This is a genomic window from Photobacterium sp. 2_MG-2023, from assembly GCF_030547675.1.
In the GTDB taxonomy this organism is placed as follows: domain Bacteria; phylum Pseudomonadota; class Gammaproteobacteria; order Enterobacterales; family Vibrionaceae; genus Photobacterium; species Photobacterium arenosum.
Genome location: NZ_JAUOQQ010000002.1, coordinates 100,228 through 123,917, shown reverse-complemented (window position 1 = coordinate 123,917; position 23,690 = coordinate 100,228). Strand labels below are relative to the sequence as shown.

The following is a 23,690-nucleotide window of genomic DNA, read 5'->3' as shown; positions in this document are numbered from 1 at the left end:
ATCAGGATGGCTTTCATGTCTTTAGCGTGCTGGCTTAGCCCGTACGTCTGAGACTGGCTGCCTCCCTTCAGATAAGGCAGCCCTCCTGCGGCCAGTAACGGGCAAGATGCCCGCCTGACCAAGACATGCAGGTATATATAAAAATAAATAGGGAACCGCAGACGGAGGAACCGTCTGCTCTACACTGGAAGGATGTAGTTATGACAGATCAAGTGTTGAATGGTCAGGGGCTTTATGTCCCTGAAATGGAGCATGATGCCTGCGGTATCGGCTTTGTTGCCCATCTCAAGAACCGTAAATCCCACCAGGTTATCACTCAGGCACTGGACATGCTGGCTCGTATGGAGCACAGGGGCGGCCAGGGTTGCGACCCCTGCAGTGGTGACGGTGCCGGTATTCTGCTGCAAAAACCCCATGAATTTCTATTGCAGGAATGTCAGAAAATTGGCCTGACACTGCCTGCCTTTGAGCAGTATGGCGTCGGTGTCATCCTGTTTCCGAAAGACGAAGACAAACGTGAACAGTGCCGCGACATTCTGGCCCGCAACGCCCAGCGACTGGGCCTGAGCGTACTTGGCTACCGAGTGCTGCCTACAGATAACAGCATGATTGGTGCCGATCCCCTCAGCACTGAGCCGCAATTTGAACACGCTTTTGTCACCGGCGGCAGCGATATGCCGCAGGAAGAACTGGAGCGTAAGCTGTATGTCCTGCGTAACTACACGGTTCGAGTCTGTCTGGAAAGCGTGACCAATATTGGTGACGATTTCTACATTAACGCCTTCTCCAGCAAAACATTGGTATACAAAGGCCAGCTCACGACAGAGCAGGTTCCGCAGTATTTTCTCGATCTGCAAAACCCGGCCATGGTCAGTGCTCTGGCGCTGGTCCACTCGCGTTTTTCCACCAACACCTTCCCGAGATGGCGTCTGGCGCAGCCTTTCCGTTACATCGCCCATAACGGTGAAATCAACACAGTGCGCGGCAACCTGAACTGGATGAAAGCCCGCGAGGCTCTGTTGCAGTCTGATCTGTTCAGCGAAGAAGAGCTGAACATGCTGCTGCCTATCTGCCAGGAAGGAGCGTCGGACTCGGCCAACTTTGATATGGCCCTGGAATTGCTGGTGCTGTCTGGCCGTAGCCTGCCCCATGCACTGATGATGCTGATCCCGGAAGCCTGGCAGGAAAATCCGGCCATGGATCCCAAACGCCGTGCGTTTTACCAGTATCACGCCAACCTGATGGAGCCCTGGGATGGCCCGGCATCTGTCTGCTTCACTGACGGCGTACAAGTGGGTGCCACCCTGGACCGTAATGGTCTGCGTCCGTCTCGCTATACAGTAACCAAAGATGATTTCCTGGTTATGGCCTCCGAATCCGGCGTGGTGGATATCGCCCCTGAAAATGTCCATTTCCGTGGCCGTTTACAGCCCGGCCGTATCTTTGTTGCGGATCTGGAGCAAGGCCGCATCGTCTCCGATGATGAAGTCAAAGACAGCATTGCCTCAGCCAAACCTTATGAAGACTGGGTGAAAAACAACCTGCTTCATCTCAGCGATCTGCCTGACGCCGATTACAGCCATAGCCAGCCTGAAGCCGAGAAGCTACTGCATCAACAGCAGGCTTTTGGCATCAGCAATGAAGAAGTCAATGAGATCATCCTGCCAATGGCCGGCGACGGCAAAGAGCCTCTGGGCTCGATGGGGGCGGACTGGCCGCTGGCGATTCTGTCACACCAGTCGCAGCATCTGTCTCATTACTTCAAGCAGCTGTTTGCTCAGGTGACCAACCCACCGATCGACCCGATCCGTGAACGTATGGTAATGTCACTCAACACCTATCTGGGTGAAGATCAGAACCTGTTGAGTGAAGGTCCGTCGCACTGCCAGAAACTGGAGCTCAACTCACCGGTACTGAGCGATGCCGAGCTGGAAAAGCTGCGCGCCATCGACAAGCCCCACCTGCAGGCCAAAACCCTGGATATCGTGTTTAAGGCCAGTGATGAAGCAGGCAAGCTGGAACAAGCACTGAACCATCTGTGCCAGCACGCCGAAGATGCGGTCAATGACAGCTACTCCATCCTGATCCTCAGTGACCGTGCAGTGAACTCACAGCATGCCCATATTCCGGCCGTGCTGGCTGTCGGTGCGGTACACCATCATTTGATCCGCAAAGGGCTGCGTGCCAAGTGCGATCTGGTAGTTGAAACGGCCGACGCCCGCGAAACACACCATTTCGCCACCCTGATCGGCTACGGTGCCAATGCGGTCAACCCGTACATAGTGACAGAAACCATAGTTTCGCTGCAGCAACGTAACAAGCTGGCTAAAGACACCAGTGTCGATAAATACTTCAACAATTTCCGCAAAGCCGTTAACGGCGGCCTGTTGAAGATTTTCTCCAAAATGGGGATTTCGACCCTGCAGTCCTACCACGGTGCCCAAATTTTTGAAGCACTGGGGATCAGCAAAGCCGTGGTCGACAAATATTTCACCGGTACCGTCTCGCGTATTCAGGGGCTGACCCTGGACGACATTGCCAAAGAAGTGCTGATCCGCCACCGCCTCGGTTACCCGCTGCGTGATATCCCATTGCAAATGCTGGATGTCGGTGGTGTTTATCAGTGGAAACAGCGTGGTGAAAAGCACCTGTTTAACCCGACCACAATTTCTCTGCTGCAGCAATCCACCCGCGGCAAAGACTACAGTCAGTTCAAGCAATACTGCCACGCTGTAGACAGTCAGGGCGACCATGCCGCCACTCTGCGCAGTCAGCTCCAGTTTGCTGTTGATACCAGCCACAGCATCCCGCTGGATGAAGTAGAACCGGCCGAAAATATCCTCAAGCGCTTTGCCACAGGTGCAATGAGCTTCGGTTCTATCTCGCATGAAGCACACTCCACACTGGCTGTCGCCATGAACCGTATCGGCGCCAAGTCGAACTCAGGCGAAGGCGGTGAAGACCCGGCCCGTTTCGAGAAAAAAGAAAACGGCGACTGGGAACGCTCTGCCATCAAGCAGGTCGCGTCTGGCCGCTTCGGGGTGACATCGTATTACCTGACCAATGCCGATGAGCTGCAAATTAAAATGGCACAGGGTGCCAAGCCAGGTGAAGGGGGTCAGTTGCCGGGTGACAAAGTGGACGACTGGATCGGTGCGACTCGTCACTCCACCCCAGGTGTCGGCCTGATTTCGCCGCCGCCACACCACGATATTTACTCTATTGAGGATCTGGCGCAGCTGATTTATGACCTGAAAAACGCCAACCGCAAGAGCCGTGTCAACGTCAAACTGGTTTCTGAAGCCGGTGTCGGCACCATAGCTTCAGGTGTCGCCAAAGCCAAAGCCGACGTGGTACTGATCGCCGGTTTCGACGGCGGTACAGGCGCCTCTCCGATTTCCTCGATTCGCCATACAGGCCTGCCGTGGGAGCTGGGTCTGGCAGAAACACACCAGACACTGCTGAAAAACGGCCTGCGTAACCGTATCGTGGTGCAAAGTGACGGTCAGATGAAAACCCCGCGTGATCTGGCTGTCGCCACCCTGCTGGGTGCCGAAGAATGGGGTGTTGCCACCGCCGCTCTGGTGGTGGAAGGCTGTATCATGATGCGTAAGTGTCATAAAAACACCTGTCCTGTGGGCATCGCAACACAAAACAAGACCCTGCGTGAACGTTTCGACGGCCGCGTCGAAGATGTTGTCACCTTCTTCCAGTACATGGCTGAAGGCTTGCGTGAAATCATGGCTGAGCTGGGTTTCCGTACCATAGATGAGATGGTCGGCCAGTCACAGCGCCTGAAAATCCGCGACAATATAGGCCACTGGAAATACAAAAATCTGGATCTCAGCCCTGTGCTGCACATTGAACCGGCCCGTGAGGCCGACGGTGTATACAACCAGTGCAGCCAGAACCACCATCTGGATGCCGTGCTTGACCGCCAGCTGATTGCTGCGGCTCAGCCTGCGCTGGAGCGCGGTGAAGCAGTCAATGCTGAGTTCCCGATCACCAACATAGATCGCAGCGTCGGCACTATGCTGTCGAACGAGATCTCCAAAGTCTACAAAGACCAGGGCCTGCCGCAACCTATGCAGGTTAAATTCAAAGGTTCAGCCGGCCAGAGTCTGGGGGCTTTCCTGGCGAAAGGCGTGCGCTTTGACGTTGAAGGTGATGCCAACGACTATTGGGGCAAAGGCCTGTCGGGCGGTCAGCTGGTGCTCTACCCGGATGCCAAGTCTGATCTGATTGCCGAAGACAACATCATAGTCGGCAACGTGTGCTTCTACGGCGCCACATCGGGCGAGTCTTTCATCCGAGGTAAAGCCGGTGAGCGTTTCTGTGTCCGTAACTCAGGTGCCCGTGTGGTAGTTGAAGGTGTGGGTGACCACGGCTGCGAATACATGACAGGCGGCGTAGCGATTATTCTCGGTCAGACCGGTCGTAACTTCGCAGCAGGTATGAGCGGCGGTGTCGCCTATGTCTGGGATCAGTTCAGCGACTTTGCAAGCAAACTCAACCCTGAACTGGTCGATCTGGATCCACTGGACAGCGAAGACATTGCTCTGCTGAAAGACATGGTGAGCCGTCACCAGCAACTGACCGGCAGTTCGGTGGCTGAAACCTTCCTCAGCAATCTGGAGGAAAACCTCAAGCACATCGTCAAAGTGATGCCACGCGACTACAAAGCCGTGCTGCAAAAACGTAAAGCAGCGGCAGAAGCACAGAACAAGGAAGCACTGGAGGTGAGCCATGGGTAAGGCAACCGGATTTCTCGAGCACGGCCGTGAACTGCCGTCAAAAATTGCCCCTGAAGTGCGTATTCAGGACAACAAAGAATTCGTTCTGAATGACGAGTTCGGCAGCAAAATTGGCACACAGGCCTCACGTTGCATGGATTGCGGCGTGCCTTTCTGTCACAACGGCTGCCCAATCGGCAACATCATTCCTGAGTTTAACGATGCGGTGTACCGGGACAGCTGGGAAGAAGCCTGGCATATCCTGAGCTCAACCAATAATTTCCCGGAATTCACAGGGCGTGTGTGCCCTGCTCCGTGTGAGAGCTCATGCGTACTGGGGATCAACCAAGATCCCATCACCATCTGCAACATAGAGAAGACAATCGTTGAAACAGCATACCGTGAAGGCTACGCAAAGCCAAAAACCCCGCGCAGCCGCACAGGCAAAAGCGTGGCGATTATCGGCTCCGGCCCGTCAGGCCTGGCAGCCGCGGAGCAGCTTAACAGCGCCGGCCACACAGTCACAGTGTACGAACGCGACGAGAAAATAGGCGGCCTGTTGCGCTTTGGTATTCCTGATTTCAAACTCAGCATGAGCGTGATTGACCGTAAACTGGATATGATGGCTCAGGCTGGTATCAAATTTGTGGTCAATGCCCACATAGGTGTGGATATTGATGCGCGTGAACTGCGTAAACAGCACGATGTAGTACTGCTGACCGGCGGTTCCACTGTGCCTCGTAACCTGCCGATCCCGGGCCGTGAACTGCAAGGCGTCCATTTTGCCATGGAGTTCCTGGGTCAGAACAACCGCCGCGCCAATGGCATGGATCTGAAAACAGCAGAGATTCATGCTGCCGGCAAGCACGTGGTGGTGATTGGCGGCGGTGATACTGGCTCTGACTGTGTCGGTACTTCTAACCGCCACGGTGCAGCCAGCATCACTCAGGTCGAAATCATGCCGATGCCGCCAGAAAAGCGCCCGGTGAACCAACCTTGGCCTGCGTATCCGATGATCATGCGCACCTCCACCTCTCATGAAGAAGGCTGTGAGCGCCACTGGAATATCCTGACCAAAGAATTCATCGGCAATGAAGACGGTCAGGTCACGGCACTGCGCATTGCGGACATCAGCTGGAACGAAGCCAAACCCGGTGAACGCCCAGGCTTTGAAGAAGTACCGGGATCCGAGCGTATCATTCCGTGTGATCTGGCCTTTTTAGCCATGGGTTTCCTGCATCCGGAACCTCAGGGTGTGCTGGCCCAGCTTAATATTGGACTCGATGATCGCGGCAATGTCGCAACTCAGGGATTTGCGACAAACCAGCCAGGCGTGTTTGCTGCGGGTGATATGCGAACCGGGCAGTCACTTGTCGTACGATGCATCAATGAAGGCCGTGAATGTGCCCGCGAAATTGACGCTTACCTGATGGGTGATTCTAAGTTAGAAGCGAAAGACCATTCACTTATGCTATCAGAATCCTGATCAATCTGGATTTTATACTAAAATTTAAAGCCAGCTCCCAGGAGCTGGCTTTTTTATTTAAAACTAATCAGTGTTTTATCCTTTTTAACACTGACTTTGCCTGCAAATGAAAATCAGTTCGTTTTACCGCAAAAAAGTCTCATTTCTGACACTTTCAATTGTAAACAAAATATTTCAAAAAAATAATAAATCACTATAAATCATACAGATAAATAGTTGACTTTGAATAATCCAGAATTTATGACCAGAATTAAAGAAAATTTGACCTTTTTGTAATTTGCCGTTAGTTTGAAAGTCCGCTGGACGCGAGAGTGACAATCAGGGAGATTGTCATAATTATGCAGTAACCCTGCTCAATGGAGCAGGCGCAAGGGAGAGTTGCAATGACACTGTATGACCCAAAGCTGGAAAAAGATAACTGTGGTTTCGGTCTGATCGCCCATACAGAAGGCGAAGCCAGCCACAAGTTGGTCCGTACCGCAATATCGGCCTTGGATCGTATGACACACCGAGGCGGCATCGCTGCTGATGGCAAGACCGGTGATGGCTGCGGCCTGTTAATGAAAAAGCCGGACAGCTTTTATCAGCTGGTTGCTAAAGAGCTTGGCTGGGCACTGGCCCGTGAGTACGCCGTTGGTATGCTGTTTCTTAGTCAGGATCCTGTCCTGGCTGAAAAAGCCCGCACGATCATCCAGGAAGAATTAAGCAAAGAAACCCTGTCTATTGCCGGCTGGCGCGATGTACCGATCAACCCGCAAGTGCTGGGGCCTATCGCAAAAGCCTCCCTGCCGGCTATCGCTCAGGTATTTATCAATGCGCCTGCTGGCTGGAAGCCAAGGGATGTGGATCGCCGCCTTTATATTGCCCGTCGCCGTATTGAGCAACGCATTCAGGACGACCCTGATTTCTATATCTGTAGCCTGTCGACTCAGGTCACTGTCTACAAAGGCCTGTGTATGCCCGCCGATCTGCCTAAGTTTTATAAAGACTTAGGTGACTTACGTCTGGAATCCTCTATCTGTTTGTTCCACCAGCGTTTCTCGACAAATACACAACCCCGCTGGCCACTGGCTCAGCCGTTCCGTTACCTGGCCCATAATGGTGAGATCAACACCATAGCCGGTAACCGTCAGTGGGCTCGGGCGCGGGCGTATAAGTTTGCCTCCCCGCTGCTGCCTGATCTGGCAACAGCCGCGCCCTTTGTTAACGAAACCGGTTCTGACTCCTCCAGCCTTGATAATATGCTGGAGCTGTTCCTGGCCGGTGGCATGGACTTGTTCCGTGCCATGCGCATGCTGGTGCCGCCGGCATGGCAAAACCACCCGGATATGGATCCGAAACTGCGCGCCTTCTACGACTTTAACTCCATGCACATGGAGCCGTGGGACGGCCCGGCCGGTATCGTTATGTCTGACGGTCGCTATGCCGCCTGTAACCTCGACCGTAACGGCCTGCGCCCTGCGCGTTTTGTCATCACCAAAGACAAACTGATCACCCTGGCTTCAGAAGTAGGTATCTGGGATTACGCGCCGGACGAAGTGGCGCAAAAAGGCCGGGTCGGCCCTGGCGAACTGCTGGTCATTGATACCAAGCTTGGCAAAATCTGGCATTCCGCCGACATTGATAACGATCTGATGGAACGTCACCCTTATAAAGAGTGGCTGGATACCCATGTTCGCCGCCTGGTACCGTTTGAAGAGATGGGTGATGATCAGGTCGGCAGCCGGGAAATGTCGCCGGAAGAGCTGAACACTTACCAGAAACTCTTTGCGGTGAACCGTGAAGAGCTTGATCAGGTCATGCGGGTGATCGGTGAAAACGGTCAGGAAGCCACCGGCTCTATGGGTGATGATGCCCCTATGGCCGTGCTGTCTTCCAAAGAACGTCTGGTGTCTGACTATTTCCGTCAGATGTTCGCACAGGTCACGAACCCGCCGATCGATCCGTTACGTGAAAAACACGTGATGTCGCTGGCCACCTGTATCGGCCGTGAAATGAACGTGTTTAACGAAACCGACGGCCATGCACACCGTGTGGCGTTCAAATCACCTATCCTGCTGTACTCTGACATGGTGCAGCTGTTGGGTCTGGATAACCAGCATTACCGTAACAGCATTATCGACATTAACTTCGATCCGAACGAGAAAGATCTGAAGCAGGCCCTGGTCGATCTTTGTGATCAGGTAGAACGCCTGGTCCGTGGCGGGACTGTACTTGTCGTGCTGTCTGACCGTGGTATCAGTGCCGACAAGCTGCCGATCCCGGCTGCGATGGCCGTGGGTGCAGTGCAGGCACGTCTGGTGACCGCCAACCTGCGTTGTGATGCCAACATCATAGTGGAAACCGCCACAGCCCGTGACCCGCACCAGTTCGCTGTATTGCTGGGTTTTGGCGCCACGGCTGTTTATCCGTATCTGGCTTACGAGTCGCTGGCACAGCAGATTGACAGCGGTGCTATCAATAAGCCCTACCGCGACGTGATGCTGAACTTCCGTAATGGTATCGACAAAGGTTTGTATAAGATCATGTCGAAGATGGGGATTTCCACAGTCGCCTCTTATCGTTGCTCGCAGCTATTTGAAGCTGTCGGTCTGCATTCGGATGTGGTGGCATTGTGCTTCAAGGGTGTATCGAGCCGTATTGAAGGCGCTAACTTTGATGATTTCCAGCAAGATTTGTTCAATCTGTCGCGTAAAGCGTTTGTCAAGCGCAAGCAAATCGATCACGGTGGCTTGCTGAAATTTGTCCATGGTGGCGAATTCCACGCTTACAACCCGGATGTTGTCACTACGCTGCAAAAAGCCGTTAAATCCGGTGAATACCAGGATTATCTCGCCTTTGCCAAAGTAGTGAACGAACGTCCGGCAGCAACGCTGCGTGACTTGCTGAAACTGAAAGAATCGGCCAACCCGGTTGACGTCGCCAACGTAGAAGCTGCTACCGAGCTGTACAAACGCTTCGACTCAGCCGCAATGTCTATCGGTGCTCTGAGCCCGGAAGCCCATGAAGCCCTGGCAATTGCCATGAACCGTCTCGGTGGTTTCTCCAACTCAGGTGAAGGGGGCGAGGATCCTCGTCGCTTCGGCACCGAGCGCAATTCCCGAATCAAACAGGTCGCATCCGGCCGCTTCGGCGTTACTCCTCACTATCTGGTCAATGCTGATGTGCTGCAAATAAAAGTGGCGCAAGGAGCAAAACCCGGTGAAGGCGGCCAGTTGCCCGGCCATAAAGTCACCACTGAAATCGCCAAACTGCGTTATGCGGTACCGGGTGTAACCCTGATTTCACCACCACCGCACCATGATATTTATTCGATTGAGGATCTGGCGCAGCTGATTTTCGATCTCAAACAAGTCAACCCGAAAGCTCTGGTCTCGGTCAAGCTGGTATCAGAACCCGGCGTCGGCACTATCGCTACCGGTGTGGCTAAGGCCTATGCCGATCTGATCACCGTTTCAGGCTATGACGGCGGTACAGGTGCCAGCCCGCTGACCTCGGTGAAATACGCTGGCAGCCCGTGGGAGCTGGGCCTGGCGGAAACGCAGCAGGCACTGGTGGCCAATGGCCTGCGTCATAAGATCCGCCTGCAGGTGGATGGTGGTCTGAAAACCGGACTGGACGTGGTGAAAGCCGCTATTCTGGGTGCAGAAAGCTTTGGCTTCGGGACCGCGCCTATGGTGGCTCTGGGTTGTAAATACCTGCGTATCTGTCACCTCAACAACTGTGCAACCGGTGTAGCGACTCAGGATGACACCCTGCGCCGCGATTTCTTCAAGGGCTTGCCTGAGCAGGTCATGAACTACTTTGTCGGCCTGGGTGAAGAAGTGCGCACGCTGCTGGCAAAACTGGGCGTTGAAAAACTGACCGACCTGATCGGACGCACCGATCTGCTGGAAATGGTCAACGGCTTTACCGCCAAGCAAAGCAAGCTGGATCTCAACGGCCTGCTGCATGCGCCTACGCCAGCTGAAGGCAAAACCCTGTACTGCAGTGAGCCGAACACACCGTTTGATACCGGTGTACTGAACCAGAAACTGGTCGACGAAGCACTGCCCGCCGTGGAAGCACAGAGTGGCGCCGATATCTATCTGGATATCCGCAACACAGACCGCTCCTTCGGTGCCCGCCTGTCGGGTGAAATTGCGCTGCGCTACGGCAATCAGGGCATGGCGGCAAACCCCATCAATGTGCATCTGTCGGGTACGGCAGGACAGTCATTCGGCGTATGGAATGCCGGTGGCCTGAACCTGTATCTGACCGGTGATGCCAACGACTATGTCGGCAAAGGCATGACAGGTGGTGTGATTACGATCCGGCCACCTGTCGGGTCAGCATTCAAGTCCCATGAATCCACCATCATAGGTAACACCTGCCTGTACGGCGCTACCGGCGGTAAGCTGTTTGCAGCCGGTAGCGCCGGTGAGCGCTTTGCGGTTCGTAACTCTGGCACAATTGCCGTTGTCGAAGGCGCCGGTGACAATGCCTGCGAATATATGACAGGCGGCATCGTGGCGATTCTTGGCCACACAGGCGTCAACTTTGGCGCAGGTATGACAGGCGGCTTTGCCTACATTCTGGATGAAGTCGGCGATTTCGCCGGCCGGGTGAACCCTGAATTGATCGAAGCTCTGCCACTGCAGGAGTTAACGATTCATCAGGAACACCTGCGCGGTCTGATCGACCGCCACCTGGAAGAAACCGGCTCAAGCCGTGCACAGGAAATTCTGGCCAACTTTGATCAGTGGATCCCGAAATTCTTCCTGGCTAAACCGAAGTCGGCAGACGTGAACACTCTGCTGGGTCACCAAAGCCGTTCAGCTGCTGAACTCCGCGTTCAGGCACAATAAGGGAGGGAATCCAATGAGCCAGAACATTTACCAATTTATCGATGTTGAACGTGTCGATCCGCCGAAGAAGCCGATTGAAATCCGTAAAATTGAGTTCGTCGAAATCTACGAACCTTTTACTCAGCAGCAGGCCAGCGCTCAGGCTGACCGCTGTCTGGACTGTGGCAACCCCTATTGTGAGTGGAAGTGTCCGGTACACAACTACATCCCGCAATGGCTGAGCCTGGCCAATGAAGGCCGGATTCTCGAAGCGGCTGATCTCGCTCACCAGACCAACACCCTGCCGGAAGTCTGTGGCCGGGTGTGTCCTCAGGACCGTCTGTGTGAAGGCTCCTGTACGCTCAATGATGATTTCGGCGCGGTAACTATCGGTAATGTTGAGAAATACATTACCGACAAAGCCTTTGAAATGGGCTGGAAACCGGACATGTCCGGCGTTGAATGGACAGACAAGAAAGTCGCCATTATCGGTGCCGGCCCTGCTGGTCTGTCCTGCGCCGACATTCTGGTCCGTAACGGCGTTAAACCTGTGGTATTTGACCGTTATCCGGAAATTGGCGGCCTGCTGACCTTCGGTATCCCGTCGTTCAAACTGGAAAAAGAGGTGATGATCAACCGCCGCCGGATCTTTACCGAGATGGGGGTTGAGTTCCGCCTCAATACAGAAGTTGGCACTGATGTGCAGCTTCAGGATCTGATCGATGAGTATGACGCGGTTTTCCTCGGTGTCGGTACCTATAAAAACATGCGTGCCGGGCTGGAAAATGAAGACGCCGCCGGTGTCTACGATGCACTGCCTTTTCTGATTTCCAACACTTACAAGGTGATGAATCTGGAAGACAATGCCCCTGAATATATCGACATGGCGGGTAAACGCGTAGTGGTGCTGGGCGGTGGTGACACCGCGATGGACTGCGTCCGTACCTCCATCCGTCAGAGAGCCAGCGATGTAGTCTGCGCCTACCGCCGTGATGAAGCCAACATGCCGGGTTCACGCCGTGAGGTGAAAAATGCCCGTGAGGAAGGGGTGAACTTCATGTTCAACCTTCAGCCTTTGGGTGTGGTCGTTAACGGCAACGGCCAGGTCACTGGGGTAAAAGTGGTGCAAACCGCGCTGGGCGAACCCGATGAAGCGGGTCGCCGCCGTCCTGAACCTGTCGCGGGCAGCGAGCATGTGCTGGAAGCCGATGCCGTGATCATGGCCTTTGGTTTCCAGCCGCATGCCATGCCCTGGCTGGACACCTTTGATGTGGCACTGGATCAGTGGGGCCGCATTCAAACCAGCGGCGAGCACGCCTTCCAGACTACCAACAGCAAAATCTTTGCCGGTGGTGACGCGGTGCGCGGCTCGGATCTGGTGGTCACCGCCATCGATGAAGGCCGTCGCGCCGCCGATGGTATTCTGGGCTTCCTCGGTTTGTGATCCCAGCCAGTCAGGTCTGTTATGCCAAACGGTCTGTTGGTGAATAAAACCAGCAGGCCTGGCCAAGCGAGCGGCTCTCCCCCGCTCGCTTTTTTCTTTCAGTTCCCCTTTGATTCTGTCGCCTTTTGTTTAGGCTTTCCCACGCTGTCTGGCATTGTTACAATCGCATCCAATCACCGTAAGGTTCACTTTAAGAAAGAGATAACGTAAATGAAAATCGGCATTATTGGGGCAATGGAACAGGAAGTCGTGATCCTGAAAAACCAACTCGACAACTGCACCACCCTGCAAAAAGGGGGCTGCACCTTTTATACCGGCACCCTCAATGGTGCAGAAGTAGTCTTACTTCAGTCCGGTATCGGTAAAGTCGCGGCCGCCGTAGGAACTGCCATTCTGCTGGAAATTTTCGAACCAGACCTGGTCGTCAATACAGGTTCAGCCGGCGGATTTGATAGCAGCCTGAGTGTCGGTGATGTGGTTATCTCTACCGAAGTGCGTTATCACGATGCCGATGTCACTGCGTTTGGTTACCAGATGGGCCAGATGGCGCAGCAACCTGCCGCTTTCCAGTCTGACGAAAAACTGATGCAGATCGCCGAGCAGGCGCTGGCTCAGCTGGATGACACCCCCCATGCGGTACGTGGTTTGATCTGCACCGGTGATGCCTTCGTATGCAGCGCTGAACAACAGCAACGCATCCGCACGTTTTTCCCTCAGGTGGTGGCGGTTGAAATGGAAGCCGCGGCAATTGCCCAGGCCTGCCATCAGTTCAAGGTACCTTTTGTGGTAGTGCGTGCTATCTCAGATGTGGCCGATAAAGAATCACCGATGAGCTTCGAAGAATTCCTGCCGCTGGCGGCGAAAAGTTCTTCTGCCATGGTGGTTAAAATGGCGGAGCTGCTTAACCGCTAATGAACGATTTGCTTGTGCTCCTCAGTCAACATCCAACCCTGCTGGCGATGTGGGGAGCGCTGGCATTACACTGGCTGCTGCCCATACCAGCCAGTATCCATCCTTTGCTTATCTGGCAACAGATCGCCATTCAGCTGGCGGCCCGGGTGAACAAAGCCACAGATACACCGCGCCAGCGGATATTATCCGGCGCGCTGGCCTGGTCAATGATGTGGATGACCATTCTGATCCTACTGATTGCCTTTTATCAGCTGGTGTGGATAGACAGCCTGTTTCATCTGGTGCTGCTGTGGATAGCGCTCGGCTGGCGTGACAGCCGCCGTTTCAGCCACAACTTCATTCAAGCCTACAGCCGGGAAGATAAGGCCAGCTGTAAAGCACAGCTCTCTGTCGCCCTTAACCGAAACACTGACACTCTGTCACTGCTTGGCCTGGGTAAAGCCTGTGCCGAAACCCAGCTGCTGAGCTATGGCCGCCAGGTTGCAGCGGTGCTGTTCTGGTACGCGGTGGCAGGCGGTTTTGGTGCCATTCTTTACCGCCTGGCCGTCAGCCTGGCCCGTTGCTGGTCTCCCAGCCGCAAGCAATATCAGCATTTTGGTCTACCTGCGGTACGTATTCTGGCTACGCTGGATATTGTCCCCCTGCGTCTGCTCGCCGTGGCTATCAGTGTCGGCAAGAACAGCCGTGATGCTTTTCGTGGTTTGCGTGAACAAGGTGAAAACTGGCAATTGCCCGGACCGGGCTGGCTGCTCACCGCCACCGGCCATAAGCTGCAGCTAGCCTTAGGTGGTCCGGCTATCTACGATGCAAGCAAGCTCGAACGTCCGCGGCTCGGAGGTCGTATCGCCCCTGCCGCCCTGCATTTATCGCAAATTGATCGTCTGATGCAACAGCGGTTATGGGCCTGGGTGGCGCTGCAAAGTGTGTGCATGTTTTTGATGGGAAGTCTGTTGTGAATCTGTTTAAACCCTTGCTTATTACCCTGCTGATGCCTTTGACATTGGTCGTCACGACAGTAGATGGCAAAGAAGCACAGACCAAAGAAGCGCAGGCCAGTGGCAGCAAGCCTCAGCGTATTATCAGCCTAGCCCCGCACACCACTGAGCTGGCCTATGCCGCCGGACTGGGCAACAAACTTATCGCCGCCAGTGAATACAGTGATTACCCGCCACAAGCTCTGGCACTGGAACGGGTCGCGAATTACCGGGGCATCAAGCTGGAACGCATCCTGGCCTTGAAGCCTGATCTGGTGCTGGCCTGGCAAGGCGGTAACCCGCCCAGAGAAATGGCAAAACTGGAACAGTTAGGCATCCGGATCTTTTACTCCCATCCCACGACGCTCGATGCGATTGCCGACAGCCTGGAAACACTCGGCACTTTTGCCGATGATCCGACCACAGCCAATCAGGCCGCCTCGGATTTCCGTCAGACCATGGCGCAGCTGAATCAGCAATACGGGCATCAAAAACCGGTACGCTATTTTTACCAGCTGGGCATATCGCCGCTCATGAGCATGTCCGGCGATAGCTGGCCCAGCCAGGTGTTCGCGCTCTGCGGCGGCGAAAATATTTTTGCCGACAGTCCAGTGGCGTACCCGCAGGTATCGAAAGAGCAAGTAATCGTCCGCCGCCCTGAAGCGATTTTCACCACCCACGGCAGTGCAGGCCCCGATGCCAACGCCTTCACCCTCTGGTTACCCTGGCGCGAGCAATTGTCTGCGGTCCGGGATCAGCATCTGTATCAGACCCAGGCAGACTGGCTGAACCGGCCTACTCCCAGAGCATTGCTGGCCGCTCAGGAAGTTTGTAAGCAACTGGATGAAGTGCGCAAACATCACCCACAATAGGATGTGAATAAGCTCACAAAGATAAAGTTATCGGTTGTGCGCGTTACATTTCGCCGTACAATCTCAGCCGCTTTTTACCGCGACATCGTCATCAGGGTGGCGCGGTTTTTAATCACTGGTTGTGTGCAGGAATCCTATGCTGATTTACTCTCTTGATATGTTTGGCACCGCTGTTTTTGCCATCTCAGGTATTTTGCTTGCCGGACGGTTAAGGATGGACCCCTTTGGTGTTGTCGTACTGGCCTGTGTCACCGCCATTGGCGGCGGGACTATCCGCGATATGGCACTGGGCGCGACACCTGTATTCTGGATCACAGACACCAATTACTTGTGGGTGATTTTTGCAACCTGTCTGCTGGCGATGCTGGCGATCCAGAACCCGCGTAAAATGCCCTGGTATTTCCTGCCGGTGGCCGATGCCATAGGCCTGGCGGTCTTCGTCGCCATTGGTGTGGAAAAAGCGCTGCGTTTTGGCGCTTCCCCTATGGTGGCCGTGATCATGGGCGTGATCACAGGTTGCGGCGGCGGGGTGATCCGTGACGTACTGGCCCGTGAAGTCCCCATGGTATTAAGAACCGAAGTGTATGCCACAGCCTGTATTCTGGGCGGTATTGTCCACACAGTAGGACTGCACTTCGGGCTGGAAACAGCGGCCGCCAGCCTGTGCGGTATTGCCACGACCCTGTCTATCCGGCTGGCGGCCATTCGCTGGCACCTGTCGCTGCCGACCTTCTCACTGCGAAGCAGTCAGTAAAATTAACTTGTCGGGCGGCGCTTGCGAATGAATTTCAGCAGCAACGCCAGCCCTGCAATTACCGCCAGTACCCATAAAGCATACTGATGACGCTGGAGGAACAAACCCGCCTGTCCGATCTCGTCATAAAAATAGGCCGGCCCATAGCCGAACACCAGCAGCCAGATCCCCACCGCCAGAGTGTTGCCTGTCAGAAAAAGGGGCCAGGGCATCTGAGCGAGGCCGCACCCGAGACAGATCAATTGCTTCACCCCTTCCAGAAAGCGGCTCAGGATCAAGCCAATCACGCCATATTTATCAATAAAAGCATGTACTTTGACTAAAGATGCCGGCTTTGCCCATCCTCGTCGCTCGACGAGCCGGGCCAGCATCGCACCCAGCACATAGCCTGCCGTGTTCCCAAGCCAGCTGGCCGCCCCCGCCACCAGCAATACAGACGGCAAAGAAAGCGCACCGCTCGCGGCAAGATAACTGGCCACGATCAGCAGAGACTGGCCGGGTGCCGGCACCCCCAACCCTTCAATGGCAATCGCCAGTGCCAGCACTAAGTAACCGTATTGCTCGATCAGTGGCGACAATTCCTGCACCAGCTCCTGCATGAACTTCTCCTGAGTGTGCTTACTTTAATGCTATACCCGATTGCCGTCGTAAGAAAGATCTCACACTTATAAGTAAATAAAAAACTTTACTTAATTCAAATCCACACTAATATGTAAACAAAACACCTTACTAACAAAAACACAACATCCGACAGGAGGTCATATGGTGCCCTACGTTGAACACGCCAATGTCACAGTCCGTGATCTGGACAACACGATTCACTTTCAGCAAACCGCGATCCCGGAATTTGCAGTTCGTCACCAGGGGCAACAACCCACACATCGCTGGTGTCATATCGGCACAGAAGGCACGTATCTGGCGTTGCAGGAAGTGGTGGCTCGCGATCAGATCGATCGCACGCCTTATCAGGATCTGGGGATCAACCATATCGGTCTGGTGGTTGATGATGTTGTACAGGTACGTGAGCGCCTGCTCAGCGCGGGGTATCGGGAAAATGACATGGAAACCCGTCACCCATGGCGCCAGCGGATCTACTTTTATGACAGGGACGGTATTGAATGGGAATTCACCCAGTATCTGAGTGACGATCCATTGCTGCGCAATGATTATTCCCTCTAACCCCTCAGGACAGGAGATCTTAAAATGTATGCGCCCATTCACGCCGAATGTCTGGCTTTGATTGACAATGGATTGCAATTTGACCCCATCTACGGGCCTGAGTTGTCGAATCATTTACCCATGGCATTGGTCGCTCTGGCACGTTGCGGTGCCAGCCCATTACAGCTACAGCATTTTTATCAGAAATACACGCCGCAATTGCAGCCAATCCGGCAGGGGAACCCGACACAGGAAACAGCACCAGAGCTGGGTATTCGCGACAGTTTCGCAGCTTTTTACCGGCAATTTCGCCAGCACATCGCGGCACAGGGTGTCGTTTCCGTCCTGCACGAATGGCTCCCCGTCCTGCTGCCCGGCCTTGCCACCAGCGCGTTTCACGGTTTGATACGCCTCAGTTATGCGGTAGAAACGGGCGAATCCGATGAAATTGCCGTTTCGCTTGCCTACTGGGCCAGTGAGTATCAGGCTTTAGGTGAACTACATTTCACCGAGCAGTATCAGGCTGAGACTCAACTCGAGCAGGCGTGCGAGGCTTTCAGGCACTATGCGTTTCAACCCGGCATCATTGTTGATCGCGTTAATGAAGTGGTTCATCACGCAGCCTATCAGTCCATCGCCGCCGTTCCTGATGATCTCACAGAATCGGATATTGCCCGCCTCACTATTCGCGCTTATCTGGCGAGCAACGACTTTACCCTGCTGCACGGGGTCACCGGGTTTGATGCCTTGCTGCAACTCATGCCTTTCCTGCCGGATCGCCAGCTGGCACTGGCCTACTACTGGCAGGGGTATGTCGCGGCTTTCTGCTCCACGCAGGATCGTCCGTTCCCGAATCAGCCGCAGCCAAGCAGCATTGAGCCGGACTGGGTTGCCTGGTTCAGCACAGTCGCCACCCTGTCGGACGACCACAGTATCAAACTGACCTACAGCTGCAGCCGCCTGTATCAGACTTTTCAGTTCAACGAATATCTGTCGGCCATTCAAATGCGCTTAGCCGCCCACGAAGAACTATGAAGGAACACCGCATGAAAACAATTGCACTGGTTTACTATTCCGGCTCTGGCGCAACCCATCAAATGGCCGAGGCGATTGCGCAGGGTGCCAAAACCCAGCCCGGCACTCAGGTGATGCGCTACCGCATTGTCGGTGAAGATATTCAGAACGGCCGCTTCAGCGACCCGGATCTGTTTGCCAGCCTGCAGCAGGCCGATGCCATTCTCTTTGGCAGTCCGACCTATATGGGCGGCCCCGCCGCTCAGTTCAAAGCGTTTGCCGATGCCAGCAGCGACAGCTGGAGCGGGCAAGGCTGGCGTAACAAGCTGGCTGCCGGGTTTACCGTCGGCGGCAGTCTGGGCGGCGAGCAGGACAGTACCCTGAATTACCTCTTCGTACTGGCAATGCAGCATGGCATGTTGTGGGTCGGTATGGATATGCCCTATGGCTATGACGACAAACGGATCAATCCTATGGGCCGCCAGCTGGGTGCCAGTGGTCACACCCCAACCGGACAGCTCAGTGACGCCGACGTGAAAACCGCGGCCCATCTGGGCCAGCGGGTGGCGGCACTCCTGCAAACCCAGCCGGTAGTGACCGGTGCGCCTGTGCCGTCTCTGGCCTGACAGAAACAAAAAAGGCGCCGTAATGGCGCCTTCTCTCATGCTATGACAAGCTGTTATTTCAGGGTAATACGGGCAAACTTGCGCTTACCGACCTGATACACAGCCGTACCGGCACTTAGCTCAAGCTTGGTATCATCCACTTTTTCGCCGTCGATTTTCACCGCGCCCTGGCGGATCATCCGCAGTGCGTCAGAGGTTGAATTGACCAGATCGGCATCTTTCAGCAGGTTAGCGATTGCCACGCCGGCTGCAAATTCGAACTCAGGCATTTCATCCGGCATCGCCCCTTTCTGGAAACGGTTGATGAAATCCTGCTCTGCCGCATCGGCATCCGCTTCAGAGTGGAAGCGGGCAATGATTTCCTTCGCCAGCAGAATTTTCACATCGCGCGGGTTACGGCCGTTCGCCATTTCCTGCTTGAGCTGCTCAATCTCTTCCAGCGGACGGAAGGACAGCAGTTCATAGTAGTTCCACATCAGCTCATCAGAAATCGACATGATTTTGCCGAACATCTCAGTCGGGGCATCGGCCACACCAATGTAGTTATGGGCCGATTTGGACATTTTCTTCACGCCATCCAGGCCCACCAGCAGTGGCATAGTCAGCACCACCTGAGGCTTTTGACCTTCCGCTTTCTGCAGCTCACGGCCCATCAGCAGGTTGAACTTCTGATCCGTACCGCCCAGCTCCACATCGGTGTTCATTGCCACCGAGTCATAGCCCTGTAGCAACGGGTACATGAATTCGTGAATGGCAATCGGACGGCCTTCGTTATAGCGCTTTTTGAAGTCATCACGTTCCAGCATGCGAGCAACCGTCTGACTGGCCGCCAGGCGGATCATGCCTTCAGCGCCCAGCTCCGACAGCCAGGTGGAATTGAATTCAATTTTGGTTTTGGCCGGGTCGAGAATCTTGAAAACCTGCTCTTTATAGGTTTCGGCATTGCGCAGTACATCTTCACGGGTCAGGGGAGGACGTGTGGTGTTTTTACCGGTAGGATCACCCACCATGCCGGTGAAGTCGCCAATCAGGAAAGTGACCTCATGGCCCAGCTCCTGGAAGGTACGCAGTTTATTGAGGATGACAGTGTGGCCCAGATGAATGTCCGGCGCTGTCGGATCCGCCCCCAGTTTAATTCGCAGAGGACGATTTTCCTTCAGTTTGGCAATCAACTCTTCTTCCGGGATCAGTTCGTCGACCCCGCGCTTAATTTCCGCTAACGCATGCTCAATGCTGGCCATTCCTGTTCACTCCCACAAAATTGGCATAAATATGATAAAGGGCAATATTACTTGAATAGCGATGTTTTTTGAAACCAGTTAGACTTAGCCTTGTCTTATTTTTCTCTTATGCGCAAAAAACATCAAAATAATTATCAAATGCTAATATCAAAATTTTCCCGTTTGCCAAGGATACATCAGATTCTCATCACCATTATCAGTGCGGTGACTGTACTGCTGATCCTGCTGCCGGGCGCAGAGGAGATGGAGAAGCCTGAACAAAAGTTTGAAATCGGCAAACTCTATCCGCTCGACATCAATGTCGACGGGCCTCAGCTGCAGGCAACCGGCGTCACACCGCCCTTATTACCGCCCCCGCTGAGCTGGACAGAGCATGTGATCAAGCCGGGTGAAAGCCTGGCGCTGGTGTTTGATAAAGTCGGCCTCAGCCCAGCCACACTCTATCGCCTGATCAATGCCGATGAGGGCACCAAATCCCTGATCACATTACGCCCCGGCGACAAGCTACGGTTCGGGCTCGATGACAAAAAAGATCTGATTCAGTTAATTCAGCCGATAAATGCCACAGAAACCCTCTATATCACACGCAAGGGCGACACTTTCCATTCCAGAACAGAAGTGAAGAAGGTCGATACTCAGCTCAATTTTGCCCAGGCGGTGATCACTTCCAGCTTCTGGAATGCCGCGGCGGATGCCGGTCTGACACCGAACCAGATCATGGAAATTGCCGGTATTTTTGGCTGGGATATCGACTTTGCTCTGGATATTCGCGAAGGCGACACCTTTTCAGTCTTGTTTGAAGAACGCTATGTCGAAGGCGAGCCCATAGGCCGTGGCAATATTCTTGCCGCCACCTTCTCTAACCTGGGTCAGACCTTCACTGCGGTCAGAAACAGCAGCGACGGCAAATATTACGATCCGGATGGCCGGGCGATGCAAAAAGCCTTCCTGCGCTCCCCGGTGAACTTCCGCTACGTCAGTTCAAACTTTAACCCGCGCCGTCTGCACCCGGTAACCGGCCAGGTGAAAGCGCACCGCGGCACCGATTACGTGGCCCCGGTGGGGACACCTATCTGGTCGGCCGGTGACGGTGTGGTGATGAAATCGGCCTACAATCAGTTCAACGGTAATTATGTCTTTATCCGCCACAGTTCCACCTATGTCACCAAATACCTGCACCTGAGCAAACGCCTGGTGAAAACCGGACAGCGGGTTAAACAGGGACAAACAATAGGTAAACTGGGCAGCAGTGGCCGGGTAACCGGGGCTCACCTGCACTATGAGTTTCTGGTCAACGGCGTACACAAGAACCCCAGAACAGTCTCTCTGCCTCAGTCAGACTCGCTGCAAGGTAAAGACAAAGCCGCCTTCAAGCAGCAAGCCAGTGAACGTTTGGCGCAGCTCACTCAGCTGCGACAATTACTGGCCACCAATAGCAATGCCAGTTTAATACCGTCCAGAAGCTGAGGTTTGAGATAAAAATGGCAAACAAAAAAGCCGTCACCCAAGGTGACGGCTTTTTTTGGCGTCGCATGTAACGGCTCTTTACACGCTAAAGGATGCACCGCAGCCACAAGTGGTGGTGGCATTCGGGTTGCTCACAAAGAAACGGGAGCCTTCCAGTCCTTCGGTATAATCAACCGTACCGCCAATGAGATACTGCAGACTCATAGGGTCAACCACCAGGGTGACACCGCTGTTCTCTATGGTGGTATCGCCGTCATTCACTTTTTCGTCAAAGGTGAAACCATACTGGAAGCCACTGCAGCCACCGCCTGTGATATACACACGCAGTTTCAGCTCAGGGTTTTCCTCTTCCGCTATCAGCGCTTTCACCTTATTCGCTGCAACATCCGAAAAGTTCAGCGGGAAACTGGCATCGCTCATTAGCAACCTCTCAATTCATCTTCATGTTGGTCAACTGACCTTTGAGACGATTATCTAATACCTGACTGCTGCGTTCAAGTATTGACCACAAACGCGTCGTATAAGTGGGCGGATCAACAAAAATGCCCTCTCGCCATTGAATTCGCATTTACGTACAATAGCGCCCTTATCACCAAAGGATTACAGGAAATAACCATGAGCAAATCGGCTGAATTATTTGCCAAAGCACAACATACCATTCCTGGCGGGGTCAACTCTCCGGTCCGCGCATTTGCTGGCGTGGGCGGCGATCCGCTGTTTATTGAGCGTGCCGACGGTGCCTATATTTTTGATGCCGATGGCAGAGCTTACATCGACTATGTCGGCTCCTGGGGACCTATGATCCTTGGCCACAACCATGTTGCCATCCGTGATGCGGTGATCGATGCTGCCCGTCAGGGTCTGAGCTTCGGTGCGCCGACCGAGATGGAAATCACCATGGCAGAGCTGGTATCTCAGCTGGTGCCATCCATGGAAATGGTGCGCATGGTCAGCTCTGGCACCGAAGCCACCATGAGTGCCATTCGCCTGGCCCGTGGTTTCACCGGCCGCGACAAAATTATCAAATTCGAAGGCTGCTACCATGGCCATGCTGACTGCCTGCTGGTAAAAGCCGGTTCCGGCGCCCTGACCTTAGGCCAGCCAAGCTCGCCGGGTGTACCGGCAGATTTCGCCAAACACACACTGACTTGCACCTTCAACAGCCTGGAATCGGTGCGTGAAGCCTTTGCTGAACACCCGGAGCAAATTGCCTGCATCATAGTGGAGCCTGTGGCTGGCAACATGAACTGCATTCCACCTGTACCGGGCTTCCTGCAAGGGCTGCGCGAGATCTGTGACGAGTTCGGTGCCCTGCTGATCCTGGACGAAGTAATGACAGGTTTCCGCGTCGCTCACGGCGGCGCTCAGGCTTACTACGACGTTAAACCGGATCTGACGACTTTAGGTAAAATCATTGGCGGCGGTATGCCTGTCGGCGCGTTCGGCGGCCGACGCGAGGTCATGCAGTATATTGCACCGACCGGCCCTGTCTATCAGGCCGGTACGCTGTCGGGTAACCCGGTGGCCATGGCTGCAGGCTTTGCTTGCCTGACGATCCTGACCCAGGAAGGCAATGAAAGACGCCTGGCGCAAACCACCCAGCGTCTGGCCGAAGGTTTTCAGGCGCTGGCCGACAAATATGGCATCCCGCTGGTCACTAATCAGGTCGGTGCTATGTTTGGTTTCTTCTTTACCGATCAGCAAAATGTGCACAGCTACCAGGACGTTGCCCGCTGTGATGTAGAGAGATTCAAGCGTTTCTTCAACCTGATGCTGCAAAAAGGTGTGTATCTGGCACCTTCAGCATTCGAAGCCTGCTTTACCTCGCTGGCACACGGCGAGAAAGAGATCGACGCCACCCTGGAAGCGGCAGAATACGCGTTTGCAACACTGGCACAAGAAGCCCGGTAAAACACGCGTCCTATTTCTGGTTGCGCAAGGGCAGGAGAAATCCTGCCCTTTTCTTTGCACTACCCTTTACACATTCCTTGGCTCTTTCTGCAGCTTACCTTTTGTTACAGAATGAACATCTTTTTGTTCCGGACAGATGTCACTGAAATATCACAGAAATACTCACTGACGCCATTGCCAGCATCTCAACCGGATGCAATGATAAACAGATTGCAAATCTGCTGAAGGACAACCCCGTGCCAAAACCTTTTCAAGCCCAGTCGAGACACTGG

The 23,690-nt window shown here is 54.2% G+C and carries 16 protein-coding genes; 13 read left to right on the top strand and 3 right to left on the bottom strand.

All coding sequences use genetic code 11. The annotated features are described in order from the left end of the window. The first annotated feature begins 200 nt into the window (after positions 1-200). From gltB (Q4491_RS03235) to Q4491_RS03200, 8 genes are all read left to right on the top strand, one after another. On the top strand, positions 201-4,754 hold the full coding sequence (gene gltB, locus Q4491_RS03235) for a glutamate synthase large subunit (RefSeq protein ID WP_303454555.1): 4,554 nt from the start codon (positions 201-203) through the stop codon (positions 4,752-4,754). Further along, the gene (locus Q4491_RS03230) at positions 4,747-6,219 is read left to right on the top strand and encodes a glutamate synthase subunit beta (protein WP_218383428.1); all 1,473 of its coding nucleotides are present in this window, start codon (positions 4,747-4,749) and stop codon (positions 6,217-6,219) included. The genes gltB (Q4491_RS03235) and Q4491_RS03230 overlap by 8 nt, the downstream gene beginning before the upstream one ends. A gap of 383 nt (positions 6,220-6,602) precedes the next feature. Further along, entirely contained in the window at positions 6,603-11,066 is a 4,464-nt protein-coding gene (gene gltB, locus Q4491_RS03225) for a glutamate synthase large subunit (protein ID WP_303454550.1), read from the top strand. 13 nt (positions 11,067-11,079) lie between these two features. Next, complete coding sequence (locus Q4491_RS03220; RefSeq protein ID WP_192015522.1) at positions 11,080-12,489, top strand: FAD-dependent oxidoreductase; 1,410 nt, start codon at positions 11,080-11,082, stop codon at positions 12,487-12,489. A gap of 210 nt (positions 12,490-12,699) precedes the next feature. Beyond that, entirely contained in the window at positions 12,700-13,401 is a 702-nt protein-coding gene (mtnN, locus tag Q4491_RS03215) for a 5'-methylthioadenosine/S-adenosylhomocysteine nucleosidase (RefSeq protein WP_192015521.1), read from the top strand. After that, entirely contained in the window at positions 13,401-14,357 is a 957-nt protein-coding gene (locus Q4491_RS03210; protein WP_303454544.1) for a cobalamin biosynthesis family protein, read from the top strand. Before mtnN ends, Q4491_RS03210 begins: the two co-directional genes overlap by 1 nt. Further along, positions 14,354-15,247: a vitamin B12 ABC transporter substrate-binding protein BtuF gene (gene btuF / locus Q4491_RS03205; protein WP_303454541.1), complete on the top strand. Its 894-nt coding sequence runs from the start codon at positions 14,354-14,356 to the stop codon at positions 15,245-15,247. The genes Q4491_RS03210 and btuF overlap by 4 nt, the downstream gene beginning before the upstream one ends. Before the next feature lie 136 nt (positions 15,248-15,383). After that, entirely contained in the window at positions 15,384-16,001 is a 618-nt protein-coding gene (locus tag Q4491_RS03200; protein WP_027253144.1) for a TRIC cation channel family protein, read from the top strand. 2 nt (positions 16,002-16,003) lie between these two features. Here Q4491_RS03200 and Q4491_RS03195 read toward each other — a convergent pair whose 3' ends face one another. Next, on the bottom strand, positions 16,004-16,600 hold the full coding sequence (locus Q4491_RS03195; protein WP_303454532.1) for a DedA family protein: 597 nt from the start codon (positions 16,598-16,600) through the stop codon (positions 16,004-16,006). Between the two features lie 163 nt (positions 16,601-16,763). Between Q4491_RS03195 and Q4491_RS03190 the strand changes: the two genes are divergently transcribed. From Q4491_RS03190 to Q4491_RS03180, 3 genes are read left to right on the top strand one after another with little or no spacing between them, the layout of a single operon-like run. Then, complete coding sequence (locus Q4491_RS03190) at positions 16,764-17,180, top strand: VOC family protein (RefSeq protein ID WP_303454529.1); 417 nt, start codon at positions 16,764-16,766, stop codon at positions 17,178-17,180. Positions 17,181-17,204: 24 nt separating this feature from the next. Continuing rightward, positions 17,205-18,194 carry a questin oxidase family protein gene (locus Q4491_RS03185; protein ID WP_303454525.1) on the top strand — a complete coding sequence of 330 codons (990 nt, stop codon included), beginning with the start codon at positions 17,205-17,207 and terminating at the stop codon, positions 18,192-18,194. A gap of 11 nt (positions 18,195-18,205) precedes the next feature. Further along, entirely contained in the window at positions 18,206-18,799 is a 594-nt protein-coding gene (locus Q4491_RS03180; protein ID WP_218383438.1) for a flavodoxin family protein, read from the top strand. A 53-nt stretch (positions 18,800-18,852) separates the two neighbouring features. Here the strand turns inward: Q4491_RS03180 and tyrS are convergent, their stop codons facing one another. Then, positions 18,853-20,040 carry a tyrosine--tRNA ligase gene (gene tyrS, locus Q4491_RS03175; protein WP_192015514.1) on the bottom strand — a complete coding sequence of 396 codons (1,188 nt, stop codon included), beginning with the start codon at positions 20,038-20,040 and terminating at the stop codon, positions 18,853-18,855. A 138-nt stretch (positions 20,041-20,178) separates the two neighbouring features. Here tyrS and Q4491_RS03170 point away from each other — a divergent pair, with 138 nt between their 5' ends. Beyond that, a complete protein-coding gene (locus Q4491_RS03170; protein WP_192015513.1) occupies positions 20,179-21,507 on the top strand; it encodes a peptidoglycan DD-metalloendopeptidase family protein in 1,329 nt (442 codons plus the stop codon). Positions 21,508-21,585: 78 nt separating this feature from the next. On the opposite strand, the gene erpA is transcribed toward Q4491_RS03170, so the two are convergent. Next, entirely contained in the window at positions 21,586-21,927 is a 342-nt protein-coding gene (erpA, locus tag Q4491_RS03165; RefSeq protein WP_027253150.1) for an iron-sulfur cluster insertion protein ErpA, read from the bottom strand. Between the two features lie 195 nt (positions 21,928-22,122). Here erpA and hemL point away from each other — a divergent pair, with 195 nt between their 5' ends. Further along, positions 22,123-23,418 carry a glutamate-1-semialdehyde 2,1-aminomutase gene (gene hemL / locus Q4491_RS03160; protein WP_218383442.1) on the top strand — a complete coding sequence of 432 codons (1,296 nt, stop codon included), beginning with the start codon at positions 22,123-22,125 and terminating at the stop codon, positions 23,416-23,418. Positions 23,419-23,690: the final 272 nt, after the last annotated feature.